This window comes from Paraburkholderia bryophila (assembly GCF_013409255.1).
In the GTDB taxonomy this organism is placed as follows: domain Bacteria; phylum Pseudomonadota; class Gammaproteobacteria; order Burkholderiales; family Burkholderiaceae; genus Paraburkholderia.
Genome location: NZ_JACCAS010000001.1, coordinates 2,761,908 through 2,787,313 on the forward strand (window position 1 = coordinate 2,761,908; position 25,406 = coordinate 2,787,313).

The 25,406-nt window shown below is 61.3% G+C and carries 24 protein-coding genes and 1 tRNA gene; 10 read left to right on the forward strand and 15 right to left on the reverse strand.

Annotation, left to right across the window (positions count from 1 at the left end):
* Positions 1–44: 44 nt before the first annotated feature.
* The gene (locus tag GGD40_RS12270; RefSeq protein ID WP_179707407.1) at positions 45–920 is read right to left on the reverse strand and encodes a patatin-like phospholipase family protein; all 876 of its coding nucleotides are present in this window, start codon (positions 918–920) and stop codon (positions 45–47) included.
* A 49-nt stretch (positions 921–969) separates the two neighbouring features.
* Positions 970–1,374: a PaaI family thioesterase gene (locus GGD40_RS12275; protein ID WP_179743852.1), complete on the reverse strand. Its 405-nt coding sequence runs from the start codon at positions 1,372–1,374 to the stop codon at positions 970–972.
* Positions 1,375–1,576: 202 nt separating this feature from the next.
* Between GGD40_RS12275 and GGD40_RS12280 the strand changes: the two genes are divergently transcribed.
* Together GGD40_RS12280 and GGD40_RS12285 are read left to right on the forward strand one after the other, a co-directional pair.
* A tRNA-Lys gene (locus GGD40_RS12280) sits at positions 1,577–1,652 on the forward strand.
* 201 nt (positions 1,653–1,853) lie between these two features.
* Positions 1,854–2,441 (forward strand): LysE family translocator, encoded by a 588-nt coding sequence (locus GGD40_RS12285; RefSeq protein ID WP_179743853.1) that lies wholly within the window; start codon positions 1,854–1,856, stop codon positions 2,439–2,441.
* A 9-nt stretch (positions 2,442–2,450) separates the two neighbouring features.
* Here the strand turns inward: GGD40_RS12285 and GGD40_RS12290 are convergent, their stop codons facing one another.
* The 6 genes from GGD40_RS12290 to cadR all read right to left on the reverse strand — a co-directional run bounded on the left by GGD40_RS12290 (position 2,451) and on the right by cadR (position 8,054).
* Positions 2,451–3,296, reverse strand: coding sequence for an AraC family transcriptional regulator (locus GGD40_RS12290; RefSeq protein ID WP_179743854.1), 846 nt, complete (start codon positions 3,294–3,296; stop codon positions 2,451–2,453).
* A gap of 138 nt (positions 3,297–3,434) precedes the next feature.
* Positions 3,435–4,226 (reverse strand): ABC transporter substrate-binding protein, encoded by a 792-nt coding sequence (locus GGD40_RS12295; RefSeq protein ID WP_179743855.1) that lies wholly within the window; start codon positions 4,224–4,226, stop codon positions 3,435–3,437.
* A 116-nt stretch (positions 4,227–4,342) separates the two neighbouring features.
* Entirely contained in the window at positions 4,343–5,497 is a 1,155-nt protein-coding gene (locus GGD40_RS12300; RefSeq protein ID WP_179707417.1) for a pyridoxal phosphate-dependent aminotransferase, read from the reverse strand.
* Between the two features lie 372 nt (positions 5,498–5,869).
* Positions 5,870–7,273, reverse strand: coding sequence for an ATP-dependent RNA helicase DbpA (gene dbpA / locus GGD40_RS12305; protein ID WP_179743856.1), 1,404 nt, complete (start codon positions 7,271–7,273; stop codon positions 5,870–5,872).
* A 36-nt stretch (positions 7,274–7,309) separates the two neighbouring features.
* On the reverse strand, positions 7,310–7,510 hold the full coding sequence (locus GGD40_RS12310; RefSeq protein ID WP_179707422.1) for a hypothetical protein: 201 nt from the start codon (positions 7,508–7,510) through the stop codon (positions 7,310–7,312).
* Between the two features lie 112 nt (positions 7,511–7,622).
* The gene (cadR, locus tag GGD40_RS12315; protein WP_179707424.1) at positions 7,623–8,054 is read right to left on the reverse strand and encodes a Cd(II)/Pb(II)-responsive transcriptional regulator; all 432 of its coding nucleotides are present in this window, start codon (positions 8,052–8,054) and stop codon (positions 7,623–7,625) included.
* A 79-nt stretch (positions 8,055–8,133) separates the two neighbouring features.
* Here cadR and GGD40_RS12320 point away from each other — a divergent pair, with 79 nt between their 5' ends.
* The gene (locus GGD40_RS12320; RefSeq protein ID WP_257030402.1) at positions 8,134–10,485 is read left to right on the forward strand and encodes a heavy metal translocating P-type ATPase; all 2,352 of its coding nucleotides are present in this window, start codon (positions 8,134–8,136) and stop codon (positions 10,483–10,485) included.
* A 29-nt stretch (positions 10,486–10,514) separates the two neighbouring features.
* On the opposite strand, the gene GGD40_RS12325 is transcribed toward GGD40_RS12320, so the two are convergent.
* Positions 10,515–11,564 carry a helix-turn-helix domain-containing protein gene (locus tag GGD40_RS12325; protein ID WP_179744938.1) on the reverse strand — a complete coding sequence of 350 codons (1,050 nt, stop codon included), beginning with the start codon at positions 11,562–11,564 and terminating at the stop codon, positions 10,515–10,517.
* 336 nt (positions 11,565–11,900) lie between these two features.
* Between GGD40_RS12325 and adh the strand changes: the two genes are divergently transcribed.
* Positions 11,901–13,421, forward strand: coding sequence for an aldehyde dehydrogenase (gene adh, locus GGD40_RS12330; protein WP_179743857.1), 1,521 nt, complete (start codon positions 11,901–11,903; stop codon positions 13,419–13,421).
* A gap of 64 nt (positions 13,422–13,485) precedes the next feature.
* Positions 13,486–13,881 (forward strand): DUF779 domain-containing protein, encoded by a 396-nt coding sequence (locus GGD40_RS12335; protein ID WP_179707428.1) that lies wholly within the window; start codon positions 13,486–13,488, stop codon positions 13,879–13,881.
* 20 nt (positions 13,882–13,901) lie between these two features.
* On the opposite strand, the gene eutC is transcribed toward GGD40_RS12335, so the two are convergent.
* From eutC to eat, 3 genes are read right to left on the reverse strand one after another with little or no spacing between them, the layout of a single operon-like run.
* Positions 13,902–14,690, reverse strand: coding sequence for an ethanolamine ammonia-lyase subunit EutC (eutC, locus tag GGD40_RS12340; RefSeq protein WP_179743858.1), 789 nt, complete (start codon positions 14,688–14,690; stop codon positions 13,902–13,904).
* The gene (locus GGD40_RS12345; protein WP_035554171.1) at positions 14,687–16,081 is read right to left on the reverse strand and encodes an ethanolamine ammonia-lyase subunit EutB; all 1,395 of its coding nucleotides are present in this window, start codon (positions 16,079–16,081) and stop codon (positions 14,687–14,689) included. Before GGD40_RS12345 ends, eutC begins: the two co-directional genes overlap by 4 nt.
* 43 nt (positions 16,082–16,124) lie before the next feature.
* On the reverse strand, positions 16,125–17,528 hold the full coding sequence (eat, locus tag GGD40_RS12350) for an ethanolamine permease (RefSeq protein WP_179707434.1): 1,404 nt from the start codon (positions 17,526–17,528) through the stop codon (positions 16,125–16,127).
* A 256-nt stretch (positions 17,529–17,784) separates the two neighbouring features.
* On the opposite strand from eat, the gene GGD40_RS12355 reads away from it, so the two are divergent.
* Both GGD40_RS12355 and GGD40_RS12360 read left to right on the forward strand, forming a co-directional pair.
* On the forward strand, positions 17,785–18,651 hold the full coding sequence (locus GGD40_RS12355) for an AraC family transcriptional regulator (protein ID WP_179707436.1): 867 nt from the start codon (positions 17,785–17,787) through the stop codon (positions 18,649–18,651).
* 584 nt (positions 18,652–19,235) lie between these two features.
* Positions 19,236–20,609, forward strand: a complete 1,374-nt coding sequence (locus GGD40_RS12360; RefSeq protein ID WP_179743859.1) for a reverse transcriptase family protein — start codon at positions 19,236–19,238, stop codon at positions 20,607–20,609.
* Positions 20,610–20,664: 55 nt separating this feature from the next.
* Here the strand turns inward: GGD40_RS12360 and GGD40_RS36915 are convergent, their stop codons facing one another.
* The gene (locus tag GGD40_RS36915) at positions 20,665–21,168 is read right to left on the reverse strand and encodes a hypothetical protein (RefSeq protein ID WP_257030403.1); all 504 of its coding nucleotides are present in this window, start codon (positions 21,166–21,168) and stop codon (positions 20,665–20,667) included.
* A gap of 447 nt (positions 21,169–21,615) precedes the next feature.
* On the opposite strand from GGD40_RS36915, the gene GGD40_RS12370 reads away from it, so the two are divergent.
* Together GGD40_RS12370 and GGD40_RS12375 are read left to right on the forward strand one after the other, a co-directional pair.
* On the forward strand, positions 21,616–22,251 hold the full coding sequence (locus GGD40_RS12370; protein ID WP_257030404.1) for a YdcF family protein: 636 nt from the start codon (positions 21,616–21,618) through the stop codon (positions 22,249–22,251).
* Positions 22,252–22,495: 244 nt separating this feature from the next.
* Positions 22,496–22,960, forward strand: coding sequence for a lysozyme inhibitor LprI family protein (locus tag GGD40_RS12375; RefSeq protein WP_179743861.1), 465 nt, complete (start codon positions 22,496–22,498; stop codon positions 22,958–22,960).
* Positions 22,961–23,050: 90 nt separating this feature from the next.
* On the opposite strand, the gene GGD40_RS12380 is transcribed toward GGD40_RS12375, so the two are convergent.
* Both GGD40_RS12380 and GGD40_RS12385 read right to left on the reverse strand, forming a co-directional pair.
* Positions 23,051–24,184 (reverse strand): hypothetical protein, encoded by a 1,134-nt coding sequence (locus tag GGD40_RS12380; protein ID WP_179743862.1) that lies wholly within the window; start codon positions 24,182–24,184, stop codon positions 23,051–23,053.
* A complete protein-coding gene (locus tag GGD40_RS12385) occupies positions 24,181–24,492 on the reverse strand; it encodes a hypothetical protein (protein WP_179743863.1) in 312 nt (103 codons plus the stop codon). Before GGD40_RS12385 ends, GGD40_RS12380 begins: the two co-directional genes overlap by 4 nt.
* On the opposite strand from GGD40_RS12385, the gene GGD40_RS12390 reads away from it, so the two are divergent.
* Entirely contained in the window at positions 24,480–25,403 is a 924-nt protein-coding gene (locus GGD40_RS12390) for a formylglycine-generating enzyme family protein (RefSeq protein ID WP_179743864.1), read from the forward strand. The genes GGD40_RS12385 and GGD40_RS12390 overlap by 13 nt on opposite strands.
* Positions 25,404–25,406 lie beyond the last annotated feature (3 nt).

The window sequence follows — 25,406 nt, forward strand, 5'->3', positions numbered from 1 at the left end:
TTCGGGGCGAGAGGGGCGTTGGGTCGGCCCCCCTCGTTTCGGTGTCAGCGCGCTGCGTGCGCGCCGGCCTCCAGCAATGCGGGCATGCGCTCGAGGAAAGTCTCGCCGTCGCCGCGGCCGAGGTTGTACGCGTGCACCATCTGCGAAGGGCTCGTGTAATCCCAGCTCGAAATCGGCACCTTGCGCGACGGCTGTACATACAGCCGTTGCTGCACGCCATGCGGCACCACGAACATCTGCGGACGCGGATAGAGACGTGTGACCATCACCAGCACGTTGCCGGGCGCATCGGCGTCGAGCGCGCCGACCGGCACGTTGTCGACCATGCCGCCATCCAGCACAGGCCGCCCGTTGCGCCGCAAAACCGGCGTGAACGGCGGCGTACTCGACGATTGCAGGATCAGATCCGCCAGATCCTCGACGCTCGCGCAGTCCTGCGCGCGCACGAATTCCGGATGAAAGCCGAGCGTCTGACCGAGCGTCGGATGCAGCGTTTTGCGGACGTATTTCTCGATGTTGTACGCGATCAGCCCCGCGGCGACCGCGCTGCGCGCGCCGAGCCAGCGCGGCAGATGCGACACGCCGATGCGGATTTCCGGCGCCCCGGCGAGCGTCGAAAATTTCTCGCCGTAGATGTCGAGCAGCGCCTGCCGGTAAATGCGGTAGTGCGGAAACACCGACTCGCCGCGCAGCAGGTTGCCCCAGTAGGCGTTGCGGGTGTTGTGGCGAAGCGCGTCTTCGTAGTAGCGCATCACCCAGTCGGAATCGCGCGTGTAGAGCATGCACGCGGTGGCGGCGCCGGCCGAAATGCCGGTGATGACGCGCGGCCGGATCTGCAATTCCGGCTGCACCACGTCCCAGAAACCCGCCTGCCACCAGCAGCGGTTGCCGCCGCCCGCGAATACGACCTGATCGAACATCCTGCGTTTTCCTTTTCTTTTTGACTTCGATGCGGCTCACGTCGCCGTGCTAGTCGAGCAGCGCGTAGGTGGTGGTGGCGTGGACAGCCATGTTGCCGGCCTCGTCGAACAATTCGACTTCGCCGAACACCAGATTGCGACCCATGCGCAGCACGCGCGCGGTGATCAGCACGTCGCCCTTGCGGACCGCGCGCATGAAATTGATGTTGAGCGAGACGGTGCTCATCGGCTTGAAGCCGCCGAGTGCAGCCGAAATGGCGACGATCATGGCCGTGTCGGCCGCGGCCATGAACACCTGGCCGCAGATCACGCCGCCCGAATGACGCAGGCCGCCGGAAAACGGCAGGCGCAGCGTTGCGCTTTCGTCGTCGACTTTGACGGGCGTCAGCGTCAGCGCTCGGACCCAAGGAGCGAGGATGCGGTCGAGCAGCGCGATAATCTCTTTCTCATCCATGGCAATCCTCGGTGGAGAGCCGCGCGACGCTTCGTGCGGCAAGGTTTCGCGACATAATACCGGGACGGGAAAGGCCGCGTGTTGTTGACGGCCGCATGGCGAGCGAAGAATGCTTCAGGCCCGCTGAAGCCGCTATTTTTAAGAAATCTGCTAAAGAGGCTTGGCAACTTCGCGAAATTACTGCATAATTTCGCTTCTGTTGGGGGCGTTAGCTCAGCTGGTAGAGCAGCGGACTCTTAATCCGTAGGTCGACAGTTCGAATCTGTCACGCCCCACCAAAGATTCAAAGCAAAAAGCCCGGTCCTCGTGACCGGGCTTTTTGCTTTGCGGCGCGCGGTTTCAGCAAGCAATCGCCTCAAGCCGGAGTCCGACGAAATCCCACGCATTCCCGCACAGCAATTTCCTTCAATACACCCCACCCCACCGCCCGCTACCGTTCAGCGTCGCCAATCCGGCGCACTCCTGTTTCGGGGCATCAGATGACCGCATTACTCTCCATGGCCGCATTCGCGCTGGCCAGTTCCATTTCTCCCGGTCCGGTGAATGTCGTGGCGCTCAGCGCCGGCGCGCAGCACGGACTCGCCGCGAGCATGCGGCATGTCACCGGCGCAACCGTCGGCTTCACCGCGCTGCTTCTGCTCATGGGTCTCGGACTGCACGAGTTGCTCGCTCATTTCCCGAATCTGATCGCGGTAGTCAAATGGGCGGGCGTCGGCTTTCTGCTCTACATGGCCTACAAGCTCGCCATCGACGACGGCCGCCTCGGCGCGGATCAATCCGCCCGCGGTCCCTCGTACGCCAATGGCGCGGCGATGCAATGGCTCAACCCGAAAGCGTGGCTCGCGTCGTTGGCCGGCATGGGCGCCTATGCAGCCGATGGCGACGGCCAGCTCGTCTGGCAATTCGCCGTGGTCTATTTCGTGATCTGCTATGGGTCGATTGCGAGTTGGGCGTACGCCGGCACGTTCCTGCGCAAGTACTTGCAGGAACCGCAGCGTGTCAAGGTATTCAATCGCGTGATGGCCGCGTTGCTCGCGACGAGTGCGCTGTATCTGCTGGTCGAGTGACGCGGCGGTTCAACTGCGATACTGACCCGGCGTCGCCGCAACCAGTCGCTTGAACGTACGTTGCAAATGCGCCTGATCGGCGAAGCCGGCGTCGAGCGCGACGTCTGCGATCAAGCGACCGCGTCGCAATTGCGCGCGGCTGTACTGAATGCGTCGATTGATCAGATACGCGTGAGGCGTCATGCCATAGCGCTGTTTGAATGCGCGAATCAGATGCGACGGCGACAGTTCGGCCGCTTTGCACACGTCATCGAGTGTCAATGCGTGGGTGCAGTTTTCCGCGATGAATTCCGCCGCGCGCGAGAGTTGCCGGCTGGCGTCATGATCCGGCAAAGATGCCGGGTTCAGCTTTTGTTGTACTTCGGAGAAGAAGCCGACGGCCGCGCTTTCTTTGTGAAGAATCTCGGCCTCACTGTCCACGAGAATCGCATGCAGGTGGTTCAAATCATTGAACAGTTTCGGGTCCGTCGTCATGGTCTGCGAGAACGCGCGAAACGCGTGGTTCTCGCTGAAACCCAGTTCGTGTTGCAAACTCGTGAACCACGTCACGTCCACATGCAGCATGCAGTACGACCAGCGTTCATCGGCGACGGGATTGCAGGCATGCACGTCGTCCGGATTCATCATGACGACCGCGCCCGCGCCGATCCATTCGCTCGCGTGGCGATTCACGTAGACGCTGCGCCCGCCGGTCACGGCGCCGATAGAAAACGTCTCATGCGAATGTTTGGCGTAGCAGACCTCGCGACCATCGTCGATGGAACGCGCCTCGATGAACGGCAACGCGTCGCTGCGCCAGAACTTCGGCGAAGAAGCGTGTTTCGCGTGAATAGCCGCTTCCGTCGTCTCGCTCATTTGCCGGCTCTCCGATGTGTACGCAGACCTCGCTCACCTGCAAGGCCTACGTATCGTAGCCGCCAAACGGATCGCCAACAAGACAACTCACAGAACGAAGACGTGGGGGCGTTTTAGCGTGCCCGGCACACAACAGCGTTACTTCGCCGAGATGTCGATATTGCCGAGATATTTGGCCGCCAGCGTCTTCACCGTGCCGTCCGCCTGCACCTTGGCGATCGCCGCGTTCAACTGCTCGCGCAGCGCCGTATCGCCTTTGCGAATCCCGTACGCGATACCGCTGCCGAGAATCTTGTCGTCACGCACCGGTTGCCCAACGAACGCATAGTCCTTGCCATTCGGCTTCGACAGAAACCCCGTCTGACCCGCAGGTGCCAGCACGAGCGTCGCGTCGAGGCGACCCGCGACGAGATCGGTATAAACCTGGTTCTGGTCCTGATACGGCACCACCGTCACACCGGCCGTTTCCCAGTGCGTCTTCGCGAAGGTTTCCTGAATCGACGCCTGCAATACGCCGACGCGTTTGCCCTTCAACGACGCGGGCGTCGGCAGCAAACCGCTGTCGCGCTTCGCGATCAACTGCGTCGGCACGCGATACACCACGGTGGTGAAATCGATCGCCTGGCGGCGTTGTTCGGTGGCGTTCATCGCCGAGTTGATCGCGTCGAATTTGCGGCCCTGCAGCGCGGGAATCAGGCCGTCGAACGACGTCTCTACCCACTTGCACGTCATATGTGCGGCGACGCAAACTGCATTGCCGACATCGACGTCGAGTCCTTGCAACTCACCATTCGGACCCTTCGACTCGAACGGCGGATACTGCGCTTCGAGTCCGAATCGCAGTGTCGTTTCAGCCGCACTAGCCGTTGAAAAAGCCGCGATCGATGTGAATGCGCAGGCCAACGCCAATAATGGCTTGAGCAATGTCATAACAGGTCCCTTCCCTTCGATTCGGTGTCAACGCCTTCCTGCAACCCGCTGCTGCAGGAAGGCGCCACGATCATACTGCGGTCAAAAACCCGACCGTTGCGCGCGCAATCAAACAATCAGATTTCGCACAGACGCCGCGCGCCTTCGATCAACGTCGCGTCGTCCTTCGAGAAGCTCAGGCGAATCAAGCCCGAATCCGTGCCGTCGGTGTAGAACGCCGACAGCGGAATCGTCGCGACCCGCGCATCGCGAATCAGGCGCAGCACGAAGTCGCTATCGCTTTCGTCGGAGAAACCGCGAAACCGCGCGAGCATGAAAAAGCTGCCTTCGCTCGGCAGCAATTCGAAGCGCGAATCGCGCAATGCATGCGCGAGCAGATCGCGCTTCTCCTGATAGAACGCGGACAGGCCGAGGTAGCTGTCGCGATTCGCCAACGCATCGACGAACGCGTACTGCATCGGCGTATCGGCGGAAAACACCATGAACTGATGGACTTTGCGAATCTCGTCCATCAGCGCGGCGGGCGCGAGGCAATAGCCGACACGCCAGCCGGTCACGTGATACGACTTGCCGAACGACGAGACGATCACGCTGCGTTCCGCGAGTTCGGTATCGCACGCCATGCTCTGATGTTGAGCGCCGTCGAACACCACGTGCTCGTAGACTTCGTCGGCGAGAATCACGATATCGGTATTGCGTGTGACGGCTTTCAGGCGCGCGATGTCTTCCTCGCTGAACACGGTCGCGGTCGGATTGTGCGGCGTGTTGATGATGATCATGCGGGTCTTCGGCGTGATCGCGGCGGCGACCTCGTCCCAATCCACACGGAAACCGTCTAACGAGAGCTTGATCGCTACCGGCGTGGCGCCTTGCAGCCGGACGATCGGACCGTAGCTGTCGAACGAAGGCTCGAAGTAGATCACTTCATCGCCCGGATGCACGAGTGCGCTGATCGTCGAATACAGGCCTTCGCTGGCACTGGCGATCACGGTCACTTCGCTCGCCGGGTCGTAGCGCACGCCATACAACGTTTCGACTTTGTCGGCGAGCGCTTCGCGCAGCGTCGCGATGCCGGCCATCGGTGCGTACTGGTTGTGGCCGGCGCGCATGGCTTGCGCGACACCGTCGATCAGCTTCGCGTCCGGCGCAAAATTCGGCGCGCCTTGCGACAGGTTCAGCGCATCGTGTTGCGCGGCCAACTGACCGATCACGGTAAAAATCGTCGTGCCCACGTCAGGCAATTTCGAGCGGGCTTGCATGGCGCTCTGCATAAGACTTCTCCCTTTCTTCATCCGGCAATGGATTCGCGGACGGCCAACGGCGTGGCGGTCCCATCCGGTTCGGTGATTAGGCATCAGCCAAAGAAGCGTCACAATCGAAACTTTGTCATGCGCTGCATGCGTTTACGTCATGGCTTGGACGAGCACGCGCCACCACCGGCGAAGCCTGTGAGATCGGGATTGACAGGGAAAAGGCGGCACCGCGCGAAGAACGCGAAGACGGCGGGAAGCGCCAAGGGTATGAAGGAATGTGATGAGGCAGGGGCCGCTACGATCAGGGCGATCGCGGCTTGACATGGCCCGGAAAAGCGCAGGACGGCCAGCGAGGCAAGCATGACCGCTCGCCCCGCCAGCCAACGCCGATCAGGCGTCGTCCATCATCCGGACTCTGACCTTCTTGCCCTTCACCTTGCCGGCGCTGAGCTTGCGCAGCGCGTCACGCGCAATGCTGCGCTCCACGGCCACGTAGGTCGACATTTCGGTCACGTTGATCTTGCCGATCTGCGAGCCGTCGAATCCCGCCTCGCCGGTCAGCGCGCCGAGCACGTCACCGGGACGGATCTTTTCCTTGCGGCCGCCGAGAATCTGCAGCGTCTCCATGGGCGGCAACAGCCGCTCATTGCTTGCCGCCGTGAGTTCGGACAGCTTGTGCCATTCCACCTCGCGCTTTTGCGCCTGTTCGAGACCGGCGACGCGGCCCATCTCGTTCATGCTCGCGAGGCTGAGCGCCCAGCCTTCCTGATCGGCCCGGCCCGTGCGGCCGATACGGTGCACGTGGACTTCCGGATCCGGCGTCACGTCGACGTTGATCACGGCTTCCAGTTGCGCAATGTCGAGGCCGCGCGCGGCGACGTCGGTCGCGACCAGCACGGAGCAGCTACGGTTGGCGAACTGGATCAGCACCTGATCGCGTTCCCGCTGATCGAGCTCGCCATGCAGCGCGAGCGCATGAAACCCTTGCGCGCGCAACACGTCGAGCAGATCGCGGCATTGCTGCTTGGTATTGCAGAACGCGAGCGTGCTGACCGGGCGATAGTGGTTCAACAGCAGACCCACGGCATGCAGACGCGCGTCTTCGGCGACTTCATAGAACCGCTGACGGATCTTGCTGTTGTCGTGCCGCTCGGCCAGCTTCACTTCCTTCGGGTTGCGCAGGAATTGCTGGCTCAGCTTGACGATGCCTTCGGGGTACGTCGCCGAAAACAGCAGCGTTTGCCGCTCTTTCGGACATTGCTTGACGACGGTGGCGATGTCGTCGAAGAAACCCATGTCGAGCATGCGGTCGGCTTCGTCGAGCACCAGCGTGTTGAGCGACTGCAACGGCAGGCTGCCGCGCTCCAGGTGATCCATGATGCGGCCCGGCGTGCCGACCACGATGTGCGCACCGTGTTCGAGACTGGCCGTTTGCGGACGCATCGGCGTACCGCCGCACAGCGTCAGCACCTTGATGTTTTCTTCGGCGCGCGCGAGGCGGCGGATTTCCTGCGTGACCTGGTCGGCGAGTTCGCGCGTGGGGCACAGCACCATGGCCTGCACGGCGAAGTTGCGGACGTCGAGGCGGGCCAGCAGCGCCAGCGAAAACGCGGCGGTCTTGCCGCTGCCGGTTTTCGCCTGGGCGATCAGATCGTGACCGGCGAGCGCGATCGGCAGGCTCGCGGCCTGAATCGGCGTCATCTCGACGTAGCCGAGCTGCGTCAGATTCGCGAGCGCGGCGGGCGGGAGCGGCAACTGGCTAAACGGCGCGCCGGCGGGAGTGGGACTGTTCATAGGGTGAGCTCGCTGTCGGCTGGAAACAAAAAGGACTTAGTCGGCCATCGGGCCGGTGGCCGGACGACCTTCGATCTGCTCGTACAGCACCGAACCGTCTTCGCCGTCGAAGCGCTCGACGTAATTGCGCGCGCCGCACATCGGGCAGCGGAACAGCAGCCCTTGCCCTTCGTTCTTGATGACGACGTCCGATTGCTCCCACCGCGCGTTGCAGGGCTGGTTTCTACAAGTAAACACGTTGATTCTCCAACTGGATTCGATGATTGTTTGGATCGGCCACAAATAGGGCGAGGCCGGGGCCGTCAAGCTACGCGCCGCCGTCGCGCGGCATTCGCGTTAATGGCGCGCCTTAACCCAGATGCGTATGCCGCGCTCGCGGCGCGCTCACATCCATATCGGTCAGACCTTGCACGATGCCGCAGTCTTCGACGGCCTGTTCGCCGTGGCATTGCTCGCGCAACGTGGTGAGTTGCACTTTCAACTGCTTCAGCTCCTCGATGCGCGTATCGACATGCGCGATGTGCTCGTCGATCAGGGCATTGATGCCGCCGCAGCCGTCGGCGGGTGCGTCGGTGAGGCGCAGCAACGCGCGGATCTCGTCGTGAGTCATATCGAGCGCGCGGCAGTTGCGGATGAAGCGCAGCCGTTCGACGTGCTTGCCGGTATAGCTACGGTAATTGGCTTCGGTGCGGTCCGCTTCGGGCAACAGGCCCTCTTTTTCGTAGAAACGGATCGTTTCGGTCGTGCAATGGGCGATTTTCGCCAGTTCGCCGATTTTCATGGACCCTCCGGATAGCGGCCTTGACCTTGTAGTGGCTTCAAGGTGTTTACTAGACCACAAATCGAACCAGGAAGCCACCATGTCTCACGCCGACCACGCCGAAGCAGGCCGTCCCGACCAGGCCAAAGCCTGTGCCCACGGGCACGCCGGGCATGAACACGCTCACGGAAAGACCGCAAAACACGATCACGCCGCGCACGGCCACGATCACAAAGGCCATGACCACGCAGGTCACGCGCACCACCACGCCGACGCAGGCTGCTGCGGCTCGACCGTCACCACCCTCGCCGCGCCGATCCGCTTGCCGCAATCCGAAGCCGTCGGCAGCGACGTGCGTACCGCCATCCGCATCATGCAGATGGACTGCCCGACGGAAGAAGCGCTGATCCGCAAGAAATTCAGCCGCATGCCGTACGTGCGCAGCATGGACTTCAACCTGATGCAGCGCGTGCTGACCGTCGTGCACGCACCGGACGCGCTCGAATCGATCCTCGCCGCGCTGCGTTCGCTCGACTTCACGCCCGAAATGGCGGACGCCGGCCCGAACGGCTCGCCGGCGACCGCCGCAGCGGCGCCGGCCAAGCCGTGGTGGCCGCTCGCCCTCGCCGGCGTCGCCGCAGTGGGCTCAGAGGCCGCTGGCTGGCTCGGCGCGCCGGCCTGGATGGCAGCGGGTCTGGCGGTCGTCGCGATCCTCTCCTGCGGCCTTACAACCTACAAGAAGGGCTGGCTCGCGATCCGCAACGGCAACCTGAACATCAACGCGTTGATGAGCATTGCCGTCACCGGCGCGCTGGTCCTGCGCCAGTGGCCGGAAGCGGCGATGGTGATGGTCCTCTTCACGATCGCCGAACTGATCGAGGCGAAGTCGCTCGACCGCGCCCGCAACGCGATCCAGGGCTTGATGCAACTCACGCCCGAACAGGCGAGCGTCCAGCAGCCCGACGGTAGCTGGCAAGCCACGGATCTGAAAGCGATTGCGCTCGGCGCGGTGGTTCGCGTGAAACCGGGCGAGCGGATCGCGCTCGACGGCGAGATCGTCGCGGGCCGTTCGAGCGTGGATCAGGCGCCGATCACCGGTGAAAGCCTGCCGGTCGACAAGACCGTCGGCAACGCCGTGTTCGCCGGCACGATCAACCTGGCCGGTTCGTTCGACTATCGGGTCACGGCCGCGGCCAGCAACACGACGCTCGCGCGCATCATCCACGCGGTCGAGGAAGCGCAAGGCACCAAGGCGCCGACGCAACGTTTCGTCGATCAGTTCGCTCGCGTGTATACGCCGATCGTGTTCGCCGTCGCGCTGGCGGTGGCGATCGTGCCGCCGCTGCTGTTCAGCGGCGCATGGCACGAGTGGGTCTACAAGGCGCTGGTCATGCTGGTGATCGCCTGCCCGTGCGCGCTCGTGATCTCGACGCCGGTGACGATCGTCAGCGGACTTGCTGCGGCCGCCCGCAAAGGCATTCTGATCAAAGGCGGCGCTTACCTGGAGCAAGGCCGCAAACTGCGCCGCCTCGCGCTCGACAAAACCGGCACGCTGACGCACGGCAAGCCGGTGCAAACCGAGCTGGCGATCCTCGCCGATGTCGACGGCACCCGTTGCCGCTCGCTCGCGGCGAGTCTCGCGGGACGCTCGGATCATCCGGTGTCGATGGCGATTGCGGCGGCGGCGAAGACCGACGGCGTCGCCAACGTCACGGTCGACGCGTTCGAAGCCCTCGCCGGACGCGGCGTGCGCGGCAAGATCGACGGCTTGTCGTACTGGCTCGGCAATCATCGGCTGGTCGAGGAACTCGGGCGTTGCTCGGCGTCGCTTGAAGCGCGGCTCGACGCGCTGGAGCGGCAAGGCAAAACCGTCGTGATGCTGGTCGACGCGGAGCGCGTGCTCGCACTGTTCGCGGTCGCCGATACGGTGAAGGAGACGAGCCGCGCCGCCATCGCCGAATTGCAGCGCCTCGGCGTCGCCACGACCATGCTCACCGGCGACAACCCGCACACCGCCGCCGCGATCGCGCAGCAGGTCGGGATCGACGAAGCGCGCGGCGATCAGTTGCCGGAAGACAAGCTCAACGCGGTCGCGCAGTGGTCGACGGAAGGCGCGACGGTCGGCATGGTCGGCGACGGCATCAACGACGCACCGGCGCTGGCGCGCGCCGACATCGGCTTCGCGATGGGCGCGATGGGCACCGACACCGCGATCGAAACGGCCGACGTCGCGCTGATGGACGACGATCTGCGCAAGATCCCGTCGTTCATCCGGCTCTCGAAGGCGACGCATGCGGTGCTGGTGCAGAACATCGCGCTGGCGCTCGGCATCAAGAGCGTGTTTCTCGTGCTGACGGTGATGGGTCTCGGCACGATGTGGATGGCCGTGTTCGCCGATGTGGGCGCGAGCCTGCTGGTGGTGGCGAACGGGTTGCGGTTGTTGCGGAAGTAAAAACCGCCACCAGTCACCCTCAACCGCTGTCAATGCGCGAACGAGCGCTGCCCCGTTACCGCCTGCGCCCCCACCGCGGCCTTCAACGTCTCCGAAGGCCGCATACCGAACAGCTTGCGATAGTCCGTCGCGAACTGGCTCAGATGCCAGAACCCCCACGCCGCCGCAACATCCTGCACCGAACGTGATTCACGCGCGGCATTGGAAAGATCGCGACGCGCGCCGTTCAGGCGTATCGCGCGCAGATACGTGGCGGGCGCCATCCCCAGCACATCCTGAAAGCAGTACTGCAGCGTGCGCCGGCTCACATGCAACCGCTCGCACAACTCCGGCACGCTGATCGCCCGGTCGCGATTGACCAGCACATACTCGCGCGCTTCCGACACGATCGACTGACGACGTGGCCGCGCCGGCATCGCCACCGGCTCCGACGCCGACGCCGACAACGCGCCGACATCGAACAGCGAAGCCAGCACCGACGCCTGCAGATTGTTTCGCGCGAACGGCGACAGCGGCGTGCCGCGCGCCGCGCCGTCGTCGAGCAGTTGCCGCAGCGACGCGCACAAATGCTCCTTGCGCGCCCGGTCGATCGGCACCACTTCCGTGTGCGGCACATGATCGGCCAGGCCGACGCGCTCGACATCCGCCGCGTAACGGCGCAGCACTTCGCCTTTGACCACCACGCCAAAAATCTCGTAACCGGCCGACGTCAGCAGTTCGAATTCGACGCCGCCCGGACGGAACGCCAGCGCATCGCCCGCGATCACTTGCGCGTCGATACGGCCCGACCCCGCCGGGCAGGTCGGAATGCCGAACCAGTACGCGTCCTTCTGTACCTCGCAGGTTTGCCGCAACGTGTGGCTGGTCGTTTCGACGAACACCTGCATGTGATCGAGGCACAACTCGGTCAGGCCGCCGACAAAACTGCCGGCAGTCAACTGGTCGTAGGTCTGGTTCCAGCCGTGCAGATTGCGCGCCTGTTCATCGGCGTCATGCGCGACGCAGGTCTGCACGCGGAAGCTCGGCTGCGACGTGAGCATGGCACTGGACTGGCCGTCGGGTGGGGTGTCGATCGTCATACCGGATCTGCGCAAACGGATATCGAAGCGGGACAGGAAGGCAATTCCCATGCCGAATGGTTTCGCGGCCCGCCCCACTCTGCCTGAGCGGCGTGGCATGCGCCGCACCCCTGTTCAATTCCTGAACAGCTCCGCACAGGCTGATCAGGAACGGCACGTTGCCGCATTGCCGCCTGAACAGCGACGCGTCGCATGCCGTGCGCGAGTGCTTGCTGCGCGTGCACGGATCCCCAGCGCGGTGCATTGGCACACTTCTGGCTCTAGCCTCTCGCGGCCAAGCGGAATATCGCGCCGAATATAGCCCATTCAAACATTCACCATGTGAGGAGCACACAGATGAATCACGCAGAGATGCAATTTCTGACCACCGAATTCCCGTACAAAAAGCAGTATGCGAATTTTATCGGCGGCGAATGGGTCAAGCCTGCGGGCGGTGAGTACTTCGACAACGTGTCGCCGATCACCGGCGAGCCGTTCACATCCATCCCGCGTTCGCGCGAAGCCGATATCGAACTCGCGCTCGACGCTGCGCATCGTGCGAAAACGGCATGGGGCAAAACCTCGACCACCGAACGCGCGAACATCCTGAACCGCATTGCCGACCGGATGGAAGCGAACCTGCAGCGTCTCGCGATCGCCGAAACGATCGACAACGGCAAGCCGCTACGCGAAACCATGGCGGCCGACATTCCGCTCGCCATCGACCACTTCCGCTATTTCGCCGGCGCTGTGCGCGCTCAGGAAGGCTCGCTCTCCCAGATCGACGACGACACGGTCGCCTATCACTTTCATGAACCGCTCGGCGTGGTCGGCCAGATCATTCCGTGGAACTTCCCGATTCTGATGGCCGTGTGGAAGCTCGCCCCCGCACTCGCCGCCGGTAATTGCGTGGTGCTCAAGCCTGCCGAGCAAACGCCCGCATCGATTCTCGTACTGGCCGAACTGATTCAGGACCTGCTGCCCGCAGGCGTGCTGAACATAGTCAACGGCTTCGGCCTCGAAGCCGGCAAGCCGCTCGCGTCGAGCAAGCGGATCGCCAAGATCGCGTTTACCGGCGAGACCACCACCGGCCGCCTGATCATGCAGTACGCGAGCCAGAACATCATTCCGGTCACGCTCGAACTGGGCGGCAAGAGCCCGAACATTTTCTTCGCCGACGTGATGAGCGCCGACGACAGCTATTTCGACAAGGCGCTCGAAGGCTTCACGATGTTCGCGCTGAATCAGGGCGAAGTGTGCACATGCCCGTCGCGCGTGCTGATCGACGAGAAGATCTACGATCGTTTCATGGAACGTGCGTTGAAGCGCGTCGCGGCAATCACGCAAGGGCATCCGCTCGACAGCAAGACGATGATCGGCGCGCAGGCTTCGCAGGAGCAACTGGAGAAGATCCTGTCGTACGTGGACCTCGGCAAGCAGGAAGGCGCCGAATGTTTGATCGGCGGCGAACGCAATCAGCTCGACGGTGAATTGAGCAAGGGCTATTACGTGAAGCCGACCGTGTTCCGCGGCCACAACAAGATGCGCATCTTCCAGGAAGAAATCTTCGGGCCGGTGGTGTCGGTCACGACATTCAAGACCGAAGAAGAAGCGCTCGAGATCGCCAACGACACGCTGTACGGTCTCGGCGCCGGCGTGTGGACACGCGACGGCACGCGTGCCTATCGCTTCGGCCGGCAGATCCAGGCGGGCCGCGTGTGGACCAACTGCTATCACGCGTATCCGGCGCATGCGGCATTTGGCGGTTACAAGCAATCGGGCATCGGCCGTGAGAATCACAAGATGATGCTCGACCACTATCAGCAGACCAAGAACCTGCTGGTCAGCTATAGCGACAAGCCGCTCGGCTTCTTCTAAGCATCACGATCCTGTTCGCACGAGCCGCCTTGCGCGGCTCGCGCTTTTTTCAGCGAGGCATGGGATGGTTGACGAGAAAGAAGTGGCCCGCGTGGTCGCGACACCGGCCGCCGTCGAGTTGATCGACAAGCTGCGCGCCGAACATGGCGACGTGTTGTTCCATCAATCGGGGGGCTGCTGCGACGGCAGTGCGCCGATGATGTTTCCGCAAGGCGAATTCATGGTCGGCTCGTCCGACGTGAAACTCGGCACGATTGCCGGCGTGCCGTTCTACATGAGCGAATCGCAATTCGAATACTGGCAGCACACGCAGTTGATCATCGACGCGGTGCCGGGCAATGGCGGGATGTTTTCTTTGGAGCGCCCCAGCGGCTTGCGATTTTTAACGCGTTCGCGGCTCTTTGAAGACACCGAGAACGCGTGGCTGGAAACGCATCCGGTGGAACGGGTCGTTGCGTGACGGGTTTACGCCGTCGTGCCCTACGGATTCGAGTTGTCGCTAACAGCGGGCGTTGCAGGAGCACTTTCCAGCAGCGCATCGCTGTCGTCTTTAAGGCCCACGCCCGTGAGACCCAAACGTCTTGCGTGCGTCAGCAGGTAGTGCAACTTGTGCGCGGCATGCGGATAGTCGAGTCCTTCGGGACGCACGTTGGAAATGCAGTTGCGCTGCGCGTCGCTGCAGCCGACTTTCGGCGCGTAGGTCAGATAGATGCCGAGACTGTCCGGTGAACTCAGCCCGGGCCGTTCGCCGATCAACATCACCACCAGCTTGCTATTGAGCAACTCGCCGATCTCGTCGCCGAGCGCGACGCGCGCCTGACGCGCAATCACGACCGGCCCGATTTTCCAGTCGACAAGTTTCGCGCACACCGCCTGCAGCAGCGGAATGGATTGCTTCGCTGCGGCGAATGCGGATAGGCCATCGGCAATGACAAAAACCACTTCCGGTGAATCGTTCTGAACTTGCCCGAGCGCTGCACGACTCTCATCCGATAAGCGCCGACCGAGATCGGGACGCCGCAAATAATGCTCACGATCCGGCGCGGCGCTGTGCGCATCCAGCGTCGAGAAATTCAGCGCGCGCAACTGTTCGTGCAGCGCCTCGGCGTCGAGCGGATGATGCACGGCATCGCGCGCTTGCGCATGCGACAGGTTGAACGCCAGCAGCGGCGCCGTCGGCAAACTATTGCCCGCACGGCCCAGCGCAATGCGCGCGTTGGTGAACTGGCGCAACGCGTTCCACGGATTCTTTTCGAGGAACTCGCTCATGCGATTCCCATCCAGTCGTTCGCCCCTTCCAGCAGCGGTTGTTGCGGCGATGCGCTCAGCAACGCGCCGCGCGCGTCGGTGATCTGCATCGACTCCAGCCATTCCTCGAATTCCGGCGCACGACGCAGGCCGAGCACGTCGCGGACGTACAGCGCGTCGTGGAACGAGGTGCTTTGATAGTTGAGCATCACGTCGTCCGCGCCCGGAATGCCCATGATGAAATTGATGCCCGCCACGCCGAGCAGCGTGAGCAGATTGTCCATGTCGTCCTGATCCGCTTCGGCATGGTTCGTGTAGCAGATGTCGCAACCCATCGGCACGCCGAGCAGCTTGCCGCAGAAGTGATCTTCCAGTCCGGCGCGCGTGATCTGTTTACCGTCGTACAGGTACTCCGGGCCGATGAAACCCACCACCGTGTTGACCAGGAATGGATTGAATTTGCGCGCCACCGCATAGGCGCGCACTTCGCAAGTCTGTTGATCGACGCCGAAATGCGCGTCCGCCGACAATGCGCTGCCTTGCCCCGTTTCGAAATACATCAGGTTATTGCCGACGGTGCCGCGCTTCAGCGACAACCCCGCTTCATACGCCTCCTGCAGCAACGCGAGCGAAATGCCGAAACCCGCGTTCGCTTTCTCCGTGCCCGCAATCGACTGAAACACCAGATCGACCGGCGCGCCTTTTTCGATTGCGGCAATCGTGTTGGTGACGTGCGTCAGCACACACGATTGCGTCGGCACCTGGTAGCGCAGGCGGAAGTCGTCGATCATCAGCAGCAGCTTGGTGATCGCGGCGAGATTGTCGCTGGCCGGATTGATGCCGATCATCGCGTCGCCGCAACCGTACATCAGACCGTCGAGCATCGAGGCGGCGATGCCTTTGACGTCGTCGGTCGGATGATTCGGTTGCAGACGCACCGACATGCGGCCCGGTAAACCCACCGTATTGCGAAAGCGCGTAATCACCGGACGTTTACGCGCCGCCGCGATCAGATCCTGATTGCGCATCAGCTTCGAGACCGCCGCGACCATCTCCGGCGTGAGGCCCGCCGTGATACGCGTGAGCGCGTCGGCGTCCGTCGTGCTGCTCAGCAGCCAGTTGCGAAAATCGCCCACCGTCAGATGCGAGATCTCGGAGAAGGCTTGCGGCGAGTGATCGTCGATCACGAGACGCGTGACCTCGTCGCTCTCGTAAGGAATGAGCGCTTCGTTGAGAAACGTGCGCAACGGCACCTGCGCGAGCGCCATCTTGGCCGCAACGCGCTCTTCCTCGCTCGCTGCCGCGACGCCCGCGAGCTGGTCGCCGGAGCGTTGCGGACTGGCCTTCGCCATCAAGGTCTTCAGGTCGGCAAAGCGATAGGTGCGACTGCCGATCGTTTCGGTGTAGCTCATCCTTACGACTCCATCGCCGCTGCTTGCGCAGCGGCCCGATCCGTCATTCTTCGAGCAGGGCGTCTGACGGCGCCGCTTCGCGTTGATGGCGCGTCAGCAAAAAGTAGACGTAGCCCAGCGCGAGGAAAATGGCGAACACAATCGCCACCAGAAAATTGAAGTAAACCATCGTGGCCAGACAGATGACCGCGGCGACCAGTGCAAACGCCGGAAAGAACGGAAACAGCGGCGCGCGGAACGGGCGCTCCATGTCCGGATCGCTGCGGCGCAGCTTGAACAGCGACAGCATGCTGATGATATACATCACGATAGCGCCAAATACCGACATCGTCACGATGTTCGCGGTCAGCGTCTGGCCGCCGAACTGGATCAGCTCGTCGCTGTAGATCGCCGCGATGCCGACCACGCCGCCCGCAAGAATCGCGCGATGCGGCGTCTTGAACCGCGGATGCACCTTGGAAAGCCATTCCGGCAGATAGCCGGCGCGAGCCAGCGCGAAAATTTGCCGCGAATAACCGAGGATGATGCCGTGAAACGACGCGACCAGTCCAAACAGCCCGAGCCATACGAGCATATGCATCCAGCCGCTGTGTTCGCCGACGATGAACTTCATCGCCTGCGGCAGCGGGTCGTTGATATTCGACAGCTTGGTCCAGTCACCGGCCGCGCCGGCAAACACCATCACGCCGATGGCGAGCACGACCAGCGTCAGAATGCCGGCCACATAGGCGATCGGAATGGAGCGCTTCGGGTTTTTGGCTTCTTCGGCGGCCATCGCGACGCCTTCGATCGCGAGGAAAAACCAGATCGCGAACGGAATCGCCGCGAACATGCCGTGGAACGAACCCATGCTGAAGGTATCCGCGCCGGACCAGCCGCCCTTCGTGAAGTTGGACCATTCAAACCCGGGCGACACCACGCCCATGAAAACCAGCAGTTCGAAGATTGCGAGTACCGTCACGCACAACTCGAACGCCGCAGCGATCTGCACGCCGACGATATTCAACGCCATGAAGACGAGGTATGCGCCCATTGCCGCATGTTTCGGCTCGAGTCCGGGAAACTGCACGTGCAGATAAGCGCCGATCGCCAGCGCAATCGCCGGCGGCGCAAACACGAATTCCACCAGCGTGGCAGCGCCCGCCAGATAACCGCCGGTCGGGCCGAACGCGTGACGCGCGTAGGCGAACGGGCCGCCGGCGTGCGGAATCGACGTGGTGAGTTCGGTGAAACTGAAAATGAAGGTCGTATACATCGCGGCAATGAAAACCGCCGTGATGACGAAACCGAGCGTACCGGCGCTTGCCCAGCCGTAACTCCAGCCGAAGTATTCGCCGGAAATCACGAGCCCCACCGCAATGCCCCACAGTTGCCACGTGCCGAGCGTCTGCTTCAACTCGTGATGGGTGACTTTACCGACGTGCTGACTTTTGGCTTCTGATTTCATCGGAGCTCCCTGATATGGCCGCTTGCTCGACGCCGCAAGGCTTTGCGGTGCAGGGGCGGACAGCGTTCAACCGATGGTAGTGAGCCATTAATCGAGGTGTTATCGAAATTCGGCAAAGTTCGGGGTGGTCGTGGCAACGGGCGCCTGACGCTTTTCGCGGGCTAACGGCGAAGTCCGCAGGATTTGGTAAATGGGCTCGTGGTACTTTCGTTCGCATTGAACTCGCCCATTTCATTTTTTTGGCATCGGCATCGTTATGAACGAATCAGCCCATCGGGCGCGCTACGAAACCCGGCTCGGCCGCGTGCTCGATCATATTTACGATCATCTCGACGAACCGCTCGATATCGATCGACTCGCCGAAATCGCGTGTTTGTCGCCGTATCACTGGCATCGGATTTATCAGGCCATGTATGGCGAAACGGTCGCGACGACGGTGCGACGTTTGCGCTTGCATCGCGCGGCCGGTTATCTCGCGAACGGTTCAATGCCGATCGCCGAGATTGCCGAGCGCGCGGGCTACAGCAGTTTGCAGTCTTTCTCGCGCACGTTTCGCGCGGCGTTCGGCGTGCCGCCGGCGCAGTATCGCAAGCAGGGCACGCATAGCCGGTTTCGTCCGGCACTTTCAGGAGACGATCAAATGACCTTGCGCGAAGTCACGATTCGACACGTGGAGCCGATGGACGTGTTGTCGGTCGATCATGTAGGACCGTATATGCAGATCGGTAAAGCGTTCGATGCTTTATTCGGCTGGCTCGCGAAACACAACTTGCTGGCCGCGGAGATGCGCATGGTCGGGATTTACTACGACGATCCCGGTGTGATCGAAGAAAACGCGTTGCGTTCGAAGGCCGGCGTGTTGTTGCCGCATCCGGTTCAGGCTTCGGTGACGGTGAGTTCACCAGCTTCGGTCGCGCATGTGAAGGGCGGTGAGTACGCGGTGCTGCGGCACAAAGGTCCGTATAGCGATATGCGTGCTGCGTATGAATGGTTGTACGGAACGTGGCTCGTGCAGTCAGGGCGCGAAGCAGCGGATGCGCCGGTGTTCGAGGAGTATCTGAACAGCCCGAAGGATACGGCGCCTACGGATCTGATCACCGAGATCTGTTTACCGTTGGTTTGAGGCTTGGAGGTTTGGCGATTGCCCAACGGTTGCCATTGCTTTGCCTGCTTCGTGCCCGCTTGTGCAGCGCGTTTCGCGGAGGCCTCTCTGTTTTTTATAGTCTTTGTATACGTATACGTAGTAATAGTTAACAAGCCTCGCATCCCGCTGTGGATAACTGGAAACTTCGTTTACGGATCAACGCGCTGCGGAATCCATAACCCTGCGCAGCGTGTGCGGACAGCGAGGCGGAGCCTGGGAAAACTTTCGCGCGGCGAACCGTCGCGGCATCGTTATCAAGATTTCGCCCACAACGTGTCAGACGGCTTTTACAAATGTTGTCCAGAGGGGGCTGTGGATAAGTTCGACGGTTTTCGGACGAGGCCTCGACGTTGACAAGGCGCGGCTCGCTCGCTTATCGTCGGCACGCGGGACGGCTGGTCAAGCACGCCTGTGATCGGGCAGCATACGTTCCGGGCACTACGGGGCTACCCCGTGGATCAGCATGACCTCCGCAGTTCGTCGCATGAGCGTCACTTGCGCTTTGCGCAACACAGCTCACGCAGCACAAGACGCGTTGACTGGCCGGCCCGCCCCTCTTCCCTATGCCCTCCTCTTACCTGCAGTACGTTGCCAATGCGATTGCCGACGCCATGCTCGCCGGTCCCGCGCAGCCTGCGTCGATCGTCGAGCGGATGGTGCTCGCCTTAGGCGCGCCGGCCGACTGGATGAGCGGATTGGCGCGTCGCATTTCGCGGCGATTTGGCAAGCGGTGGGATAGCGTCGGACGTCATGAACTGTCGAAGATCATTGCCGACCATGCGGCGTTTGTCTTGGCGTGGCAGAGCGACAACCGTCCGCGCGTGGTGCGTCTGCTGACGCGACCGCCGGTTCAGCGCCAGGCGCCGCCCTGGTTGCACGGCGTCACGTTGCCGCAGTTGCCCACGCTCGCGGATCTGGCCGACTGGCTCGAAGTCGAGCCAACGGAACTGGATTGGTTTGCCGATCGCTGGCGCGCACCGGCGCACGCCGCCGCAACGCCGCTGCATCACTATTCGTACAAGGCGATCGAGAAGCGCGACGGTCGCTGCCGAATCATCGAAATTCCTAAATCGCGCTTGCGGACCGTGCAGCGGAAAGTGCTGCACGGCTTGCTCGATCGGATTCCGGTGCACGATGCGGCACATGGGTTTCGGCGCGGCAGGAATACGCTGAGCTTTGCGACGCCTCATGCGGCGAAAGCGGTGGTGATTCGCTTCGATCTGACGGATTTTTTTGCGTCGGTGCATGCGGGACGCGTTTACTCCGTGTTTCGTGATTTTTGCTATCCATTGGCGGTTGCTCGCTCGCTGACGGCGCTGTGTACCAATCGTGTGCCTAGCGGCCGCCTGCTTGAAGCGGATGTGCGGGAGCGGATCGATTGGCTGGGGCGACAGCGCTACCGGAACCGCCATTTGCCGCAAGGCGCGCCGACCTCGCCTGCGTTGGCGAACCTGTGTGCTTACCGACTCGACCTTCGGCTTGAAGGGCTCGCGCGTTCTGTCGGCGCGACTTACACGCGCTATGCCGACGATCTTGCCTTTTCCGGCGATGAAGATCTCGCGCGAATAGCCGAGCGCTTATCGATTCGCGTTGCGGCCATTGCGATCGAAGAAGGCTTTGCACTTAATCTCAGGAAAACGCGCGTCATGCGTCGTGGGGCGCGGCAACATCTGGCCGGCGTGGTGGTGAATAGCCATCCGAATCTCGCCCGGCCAATGTTCGATACGTTGAAGGCGATTCTCACCAATTGCGTGAGGCATGGACCGCATTCGCAGAACCGTGACGCACATTCGGATTTCCGGGCGCATCTCGCGGGACGTGTCGCGCATCTGGCGATGCTGAATGCAGGGAGAGGCGCGAAGTTGAAGGCGATATTCGAGCGGATTGTTTGGGAGCGGGATGAAGGTGGACCGGTGGAATACGGATCGAACGCTTGAGGCTACTGACTTGCCTGGGACGATCGACCACCACGCGCTGAATGCTTGCGGAGTGCTAGTCGACCACTAACACAGGCTTACCGCTTTTCTTTTCGAGTTGGCACGGCAAGCGAATCATCACGAGGTAGATTCGAACCATCACGCCAGCAACCCACAGTGACATCGGCATGCCCAGGATCGCCAGCACGAGCAATACGCCATTCGTGCCGAAACTCGCACTCAGCAGTCGGCCCAACACCAAATAAAACGGCGCGATGCCGAAGACGAACCAGTAGTAGATCTTCGGAAACGGCAAGCGCTCCTTGTGGCGCTTTTCGAACTGCGTCAGGGCCGCCTGAAATTCGTAGGCAAGGTGGGATCCTTCGTCGATGAAAGCGTGATTCACGAAAGACGTTGCTTTGATCGTATGCGAGACGCTGTGCGCGGTGATGGCTAGCCAGTACAGCGTCAATGCCGCGCCGCCCAGCAGACCCGGCCATTTGAACAGCGGTTGCAGCGGCGCGAAGATGAAATAGAAAAAGTAAGCGAATATGCCGAAGAAAAAATAAACGGCGAACATGCCGATCGACTGTATTAGCCCGCATACCCATAGCAAATTCGTGCGACGGTATCGCGCGGCAATCGCAAAGGGCATGAGGACGCACGTCGACGTTACGAGTAGACCGATTTTCCACGGCCACGCGGAGACGGATAGGTCGTCGGCGTAGGCGGCGTAGGACACGCCGGTGCCGAGTAAAGGCAAAAGCAGGCTCGCTAGTGCGACTTTTTTTGCCATGTCCCAGATCGCGTCTTTGGGTTTGACCGGCGGCCGGGGCATTGAGGGGGTTTTTGACATCGATCAGTGGATCATTAGTTGGCCGCGGAGGTGTCGTTTGAGAAGCGGTGCAATAGAACCTTGGCTTTGAATAACGACCGAAGGAATATAACAAATGCACCATGTAGTGCTTGTGACCCGCAGGCTTGCTGCTATTGTTCGATTTCTCCTTCGTGTTGGCCCGATAAACGAATGCGCGATAAACGGACACAGGTTCGTGATCCCGTCAGCTCGCCGTGTACTCCCAGACTTTTTCTGACCGCCCTCATGTTCACCAAAATATTGAAATGGATAGCCGGATTCTGGCTGCTCGCAACGCTGATCATTGTTTCCGCCGGCTTGCTGTCGAGACCTCAGCAAGCCGATCTCGCTATCGTCTACGGCAACAAGGTTCACGTGGACGGCAGCCCGTCGTCGCGGCTAGCGGCGCGACTCGACGAGGCGCGTCTGTGCTACGAGAAAGAGCTGTGTCGCGAGATCATGGTGAGCGGCGGCATCGACAAACACGGCACCGATGAAGCGCTCGCCATGAAGCGTGATCTCGTCAACCAAGGTGTTCCCGAGAATCGCATCGTGATGGACAACATGGGCCGTGACACGTGGGATACCGCGAGAAATGCGAGTGCGTATATGAAGGCACATGGTCTGCATAGTGCGATTGTTGTTTCCCAGTACTTTCATGTGCCGCGCGCGATGATTGCGTTGAAGCGGTTCGGTGTCAGTCGGGTTAGTGGCGCTTATCCTGTGTTCTTTGAGGCTCGCGATGTCTATTCGTCGTTGAGAGAAGTGCCGGGGGCGTTGTGGTATTGCGTGAGGCGTGATTTCTAAGTGAATTGTCCGGTGCTCGCCGAATCGCAGCCAGCGCGCTAGTTAAGCGGTGATCGACGTTCCGATCCAAAACAATCTGAGCGGGCGATAAAACATAGGTTGATTCGCGCAGTCGAATCGAAGAAGCTATTGCGAGGCGGATATCGGTTTATATGCGCCTCGCATTTTTTCGGCGGACGAGCATCGGCCCACCAGAACAGAATAGCCGTGCAGTCAGTTCAATCACTTCGAGGGGTACGCTTGCATGACAAAAACGACACTGCGTCTCGCCAGACTCGCGATCTTGAGTGGCCTCGCGTTTTTCACGCTCGGCGCTCACGCTAAAACGGATTGCGACGCGTCCAATCTCAACCGGGATCAGCAACTCACTTGCGCGCAACAGCAAACCGCCGTCAAGGCGGCTCAGGCCGACAAGCTCTATCAGGCTTTGCGGCGAGACGTGCCGGAAGCGCAGCGCGACACGCTGCAAAAAAACCTGCTGGTGTGGACTTATAAAGTGGACACGGACTGCGCGCTCCAGCGCGATGCGTTTAACGACTGGGGCAAGAATCCCGCGCCGGATGCGGACTTCCAGTACGAGGGCTGCAAGTCGGCGGTACGGGATGAACAGGTGTCGTTTTACGAAAGCCTCATTTGTCCGGATTCGCTCGAGACCGGTGACAAGGCGAGTTGTGGGAAGTTGGCGGCGATTTTGAGGTCGTCGAATTGAATGGATTCTGCTGCGTCGCGAACGGCCGGTCAGCGTGATCTCGCTGACCGGCAATTGACTTTTCCCTTGCCCTATTCGCAGCGCTTCTTGTTATTGAGCGATGCGCCTGAAAACCAGTTGCTCTCCTTTGGTTTTCACCACACCAACCCATCCCTGGCCGTCAAACCGCGGTGCTAAGATTTCGCCGTTCAGTTGACTCACAATCGCAGCGGTTTTGCCGATCAGGTCAATCGCCACGATCACGGACGTCGACTTTCCCGTACAGGACTTACCGATCGCTTTTAGCGCATGGCCGTCCAGCGCAAGCGCTTTGATTTCGCACAGCGGTTTTTTGACAGCGAAGCTGTTCACGTTCTTGCCTGTGCGATCGACGACCGACACTGCCAGGTCGGACCCTGTCAGCGCGGCGACGTACGTACTGCCGTCCGGTCCGAACACCGATGTCACGCTCTGGGCATCCAGCGGGAACAGATACTTTGACCACGTGTACCTGCTGCTGCCAGCATCGATCTTCGATACCGCATACGCTTCCTGCCCAGCAGATGAGCCCTTGTTCGGCATGAATTGCCCCGACACGAGCAAGTGATCGCCGTCGAGCTTCGCGTTCGACCCAAGCCAGAAGGCACCGTTTTCGAGCGTGGTGGTTCTGGTTCGCGCGAGGTTGGAATCGAACTGCCACAGGAAATTGCCGAATTTGCCACCGTGGTCAAGTGTCGCGCTCGTGCCGCCGCCGATGGTGATCGCGCTCGGTCCCACATCGAAGAAGTAGGACCATTCGTCCAATCCCGCTTCGATCTTTTGTTGTCGCAGCAACTTGCCTTGCGCCGAAACTTTGTTGATCACGACACGCTCCTGACTGACCGCCGGCGAGTTGTCGGAGTTTTCTTCCGAGAGGAGGTAGTAGGCGTTGCCATCGCTCAGGCAGCGATCTACGTTGCTGCCGACGAAGTCGCGATCCAGTGGGATGGGCAGGCGCCAGAGGACCCGATGCGTGGTGGCGTCGACGAGCAGCGCGTAGGCTGTCATCGTTGGGACGGAGTCGTCGTAGACGGCGCCGCTGATGCAGTAGCGGCCGTTGCCGGCTGGGTCGATGGTTGAGGCGGTGAAGCCTTCAGGGGTGCCGAGGGGGATGTCGGGGGAGGTGCTAGAGGCGGCGTTGGTGGTGGTTGCGGTGAAGGAAAATAACAGGCTGAATAAGGCAGAGCGTACGTGGTTGAGTTTCATGAATTCGCCGGACTTTTTACACTATCAATATCGAAAATAGAGAATGCCGAGCGCGCCGGGCTCGCCCGATGCTTTGCTCTTCCTGGTGATTTCAGTAGTCGTTCCGAGTTCTCATTTGTTGCCAACCCAAAAACACTCTTGATGAAATAGCGCGACGCGAGGCAAACCTTGTTGTGGCCAGCCACCGCCTCGCTATTCGTCGCCACGCTGACGCCTCGGTTTGTTGCAATTGAAACCGCGGCATGATCTCGATCGAACTTATAATTCAACGGCCATCCGCCCGGAGATTGATTGCATGAATTTTCCATTGCCAAAGTTCGTCAAGCTTACCGTTGTCCCGCTGACGGTATTCGCGGTTTCTCTTCCTGCATGCAGTCAGGCGGGCCCATCGCCCGAGGTCAAGGCACTCGTCAAGAAATCGCTAGCGAATATGGTTTTCGTGAAGGGTGGCACCTTCACGATGGGCGACTTCGGTCCGCAAGTCACACCGGAAAAACTTCCTCTCACGTCGCAGCAGGAAAACAAGCCGGCGCATCCCGTCACGCTGGATAGCTTTTCAATCAGCAAGTACAAGGTCACCTACGCGGACCTCGACATCTACACCGCGGCGACCGGCAAACCGTCGTGGCCGCAGGACAAAGCGGACCGGCAATACAAAGCCGCCGATCACCCGGCCGGCGTTCCCTGGCAGATGGCCAAAGACTATTGCGAGTGGCTCGGCAAGCAAAGCGGCGCGCCCGTTGATCTTCCTACCGAAGCACAATGGGAATACGCTGCGCGCTCGGGTGGCAAGCCGGTCATTTTCGGCACCGACAACGGCAAGTACGAAGCCGACCAGAACCTGCCGTCCGCCGATACTATCGAACAGAAGTACACGCCCGATACGGCCGTTTCACAGTACATTTATCCGGTCGGCAAATATCCGCCAAACGCCTTGGGTCTTTACGACATTGGTGTCGATGGTCGCGACTGGGTCAACGACTGGTTCGCCCCCGACTACTACGAGCACTCGCCGGCCAGGAATCCCACCGGGCCCGCAAGCGGGACGATGAAAGTGATTCGTGGTGCCGAAGGCGACAACGCCGAAACCGCCATGACGGTTTATCGCTACAAGGCGCCGCCGACCGGTTATATCGTCAAAACCAAAGACGGACGCACGTTGGGACCCACCGCCATTACGCTGACCTTCCGCTGCGCGGTGCAGAAAACCACGCCCTGATGA

Coding starts and splice junctions, on each gene's coding strand:
- GGD40_RS12270 (WP_179707407.1), bottom strand. CDS start 920: ATGTTCGATCAGGTCGTATTCGCGGGCGGCGGCAACCGCTGCTGGTGG.
- GGD40_RS12275 (WP_179743852.1), bottom strand. CDS start 1,374: ATGGATGAGAAAGAGATTATCGCGCTGCTCGACCGCATCCTCGCTCCT.
- GGD40_RS12285 (WP_179743853.1), top strand. CDS start 1,854: ATGACCGCATTACTCTCCATGGCCGCATTCGCGCTGGCCAGTTCCATT.
- GGD40_RS12290 (WP_179743854.1), bottom strand. CDS start 3,296: ATGAGCGAGACGACGGAAGCGGCTATTCACGCGAAACACGCTTCTTCG.
- GGD40_RS12295 (WP_179743855.1), bottom strand. CDS start 4,226: ATGACATTGCTCAAGCCATTATTGGCGTTGGCCTGCGCATTCACATCG.
- GGD40_RS12300 (WP_179707417.1), bottom strand. CDS start 5,497: ATGCAGAGCGCCATGCAAGCCCGCTCGAAATTGCCTGACGTGGGCACG.
- dbpA (WP_179743856.1), bottom strand. CDS start 7,273: ATGAACAGTCCCACTCCCGCCGGCGCGCCGTTTAGCCAGTTGCCGCTC.
- cadR (WP_179707424.1), bottom strand. CDS start 8,054: ATGAAAATCGGCGAACTGGCGAAAATCGCCCATTGCACGACCGAAACG.
- GGD40_RS12320 (WP_257030402.1), top strand. CDS start 8,134: ATGTCTCACGCCGACCACGCCGAAGCAGGCCGTCCCGACCAGGCCAAA.
- GGD40_RS12325 (WP_179744938.1), bottom strand. CDS start 11,564: ATGACGATCGACACCCCACCCGACGGCCAGTCCAGTGCCATGCTCACG.
- adh (WP_179743857.1), top strand. CDS start 11,901: ATGAATCACGCAGAGATGCAATTTCTGACCACCGAATTCCCGTACAAA.
- GGD40_RS12335 (WP_179707428.1), top strand. CDS start 13,486: ATGGTTGACGAGAAAGAAGTGGCCCGCGTGGTCGCGACACCGGCCGCC.
- eutC (WP_179743858.1), bottom strand. CDS start 14,690: ATGAGCGAGTTCCTCGAAAAGAATCCGTGGAACGCGTTGCGCCAGTTC.
- GGD40_RS12345 (WP_035554171.1), bottom strand. CDS start 16,081: ATGAGCTACACCGAAACGATCGGCAGTCGCACCTATCGCTTTGCCGAC.
- eat (WP_179707434.1), bottom strand. CDS start 17,528: ATGAAATCAGAAGCCAAAAGTCAGCACGTCGGTAAAGTCACCCATCAC.
- GGD40_RS12355 (WP_179707436.1), top strand. CDS start 17,785: ATGAACGAATCAGCCCATCGGGCGCGCTACGAAACCCGGCTCGGCCGC.
- GGD40_RS12360 (WP_179743859.1), top strand. CDS start 19,236: ATGCCCTCCTCTTACCTGCAGTACGTTGCCAATGCGATTGCCGACGCC.
- GGD40_RS36915 (WP_257030403.1), bottom strand. CDS start 21,168: ATGTTCGCCGTTTATTTTTTCTTCGGCATATTCGCTTACTTTTTCTAT.
- GGD40_RS12370 (WP_257030404.1), top strand. CDS start 21,616: ATGCGCGATAAACGGACACAGGTTCGTGATCCCGTCAGCTCGCCGTGT.
- GGD40_RS12375 (WP_179743861.1), top strand. CDS start 22,496: ATGACAAAAACGACACTGCGTCTCGCCAGACTCGCGATCTTGAGTGGC.
- GGD40_RS12380 (WP_179743862.1), bottom strand. CDS start 24,184: ATGAAACTCAACCACGTACGCTCTGCCTTATTCAGCCTGTTATTTTCC.
- GGD40_RS12390 (WP_179743864.1), top strand. CDS start 24,480: ATGAATTTTCCATTGCCAAAGTTCGTCAAGCTTACCGTTGTCCCGCTG.
- GGD40_RS12385 (WP_179743863.1), bottom strand. CDS start 24,492: ATGGAAAATTCATGCAATCAATCTCCGGGCGGATGGCCGTTGAATTAT.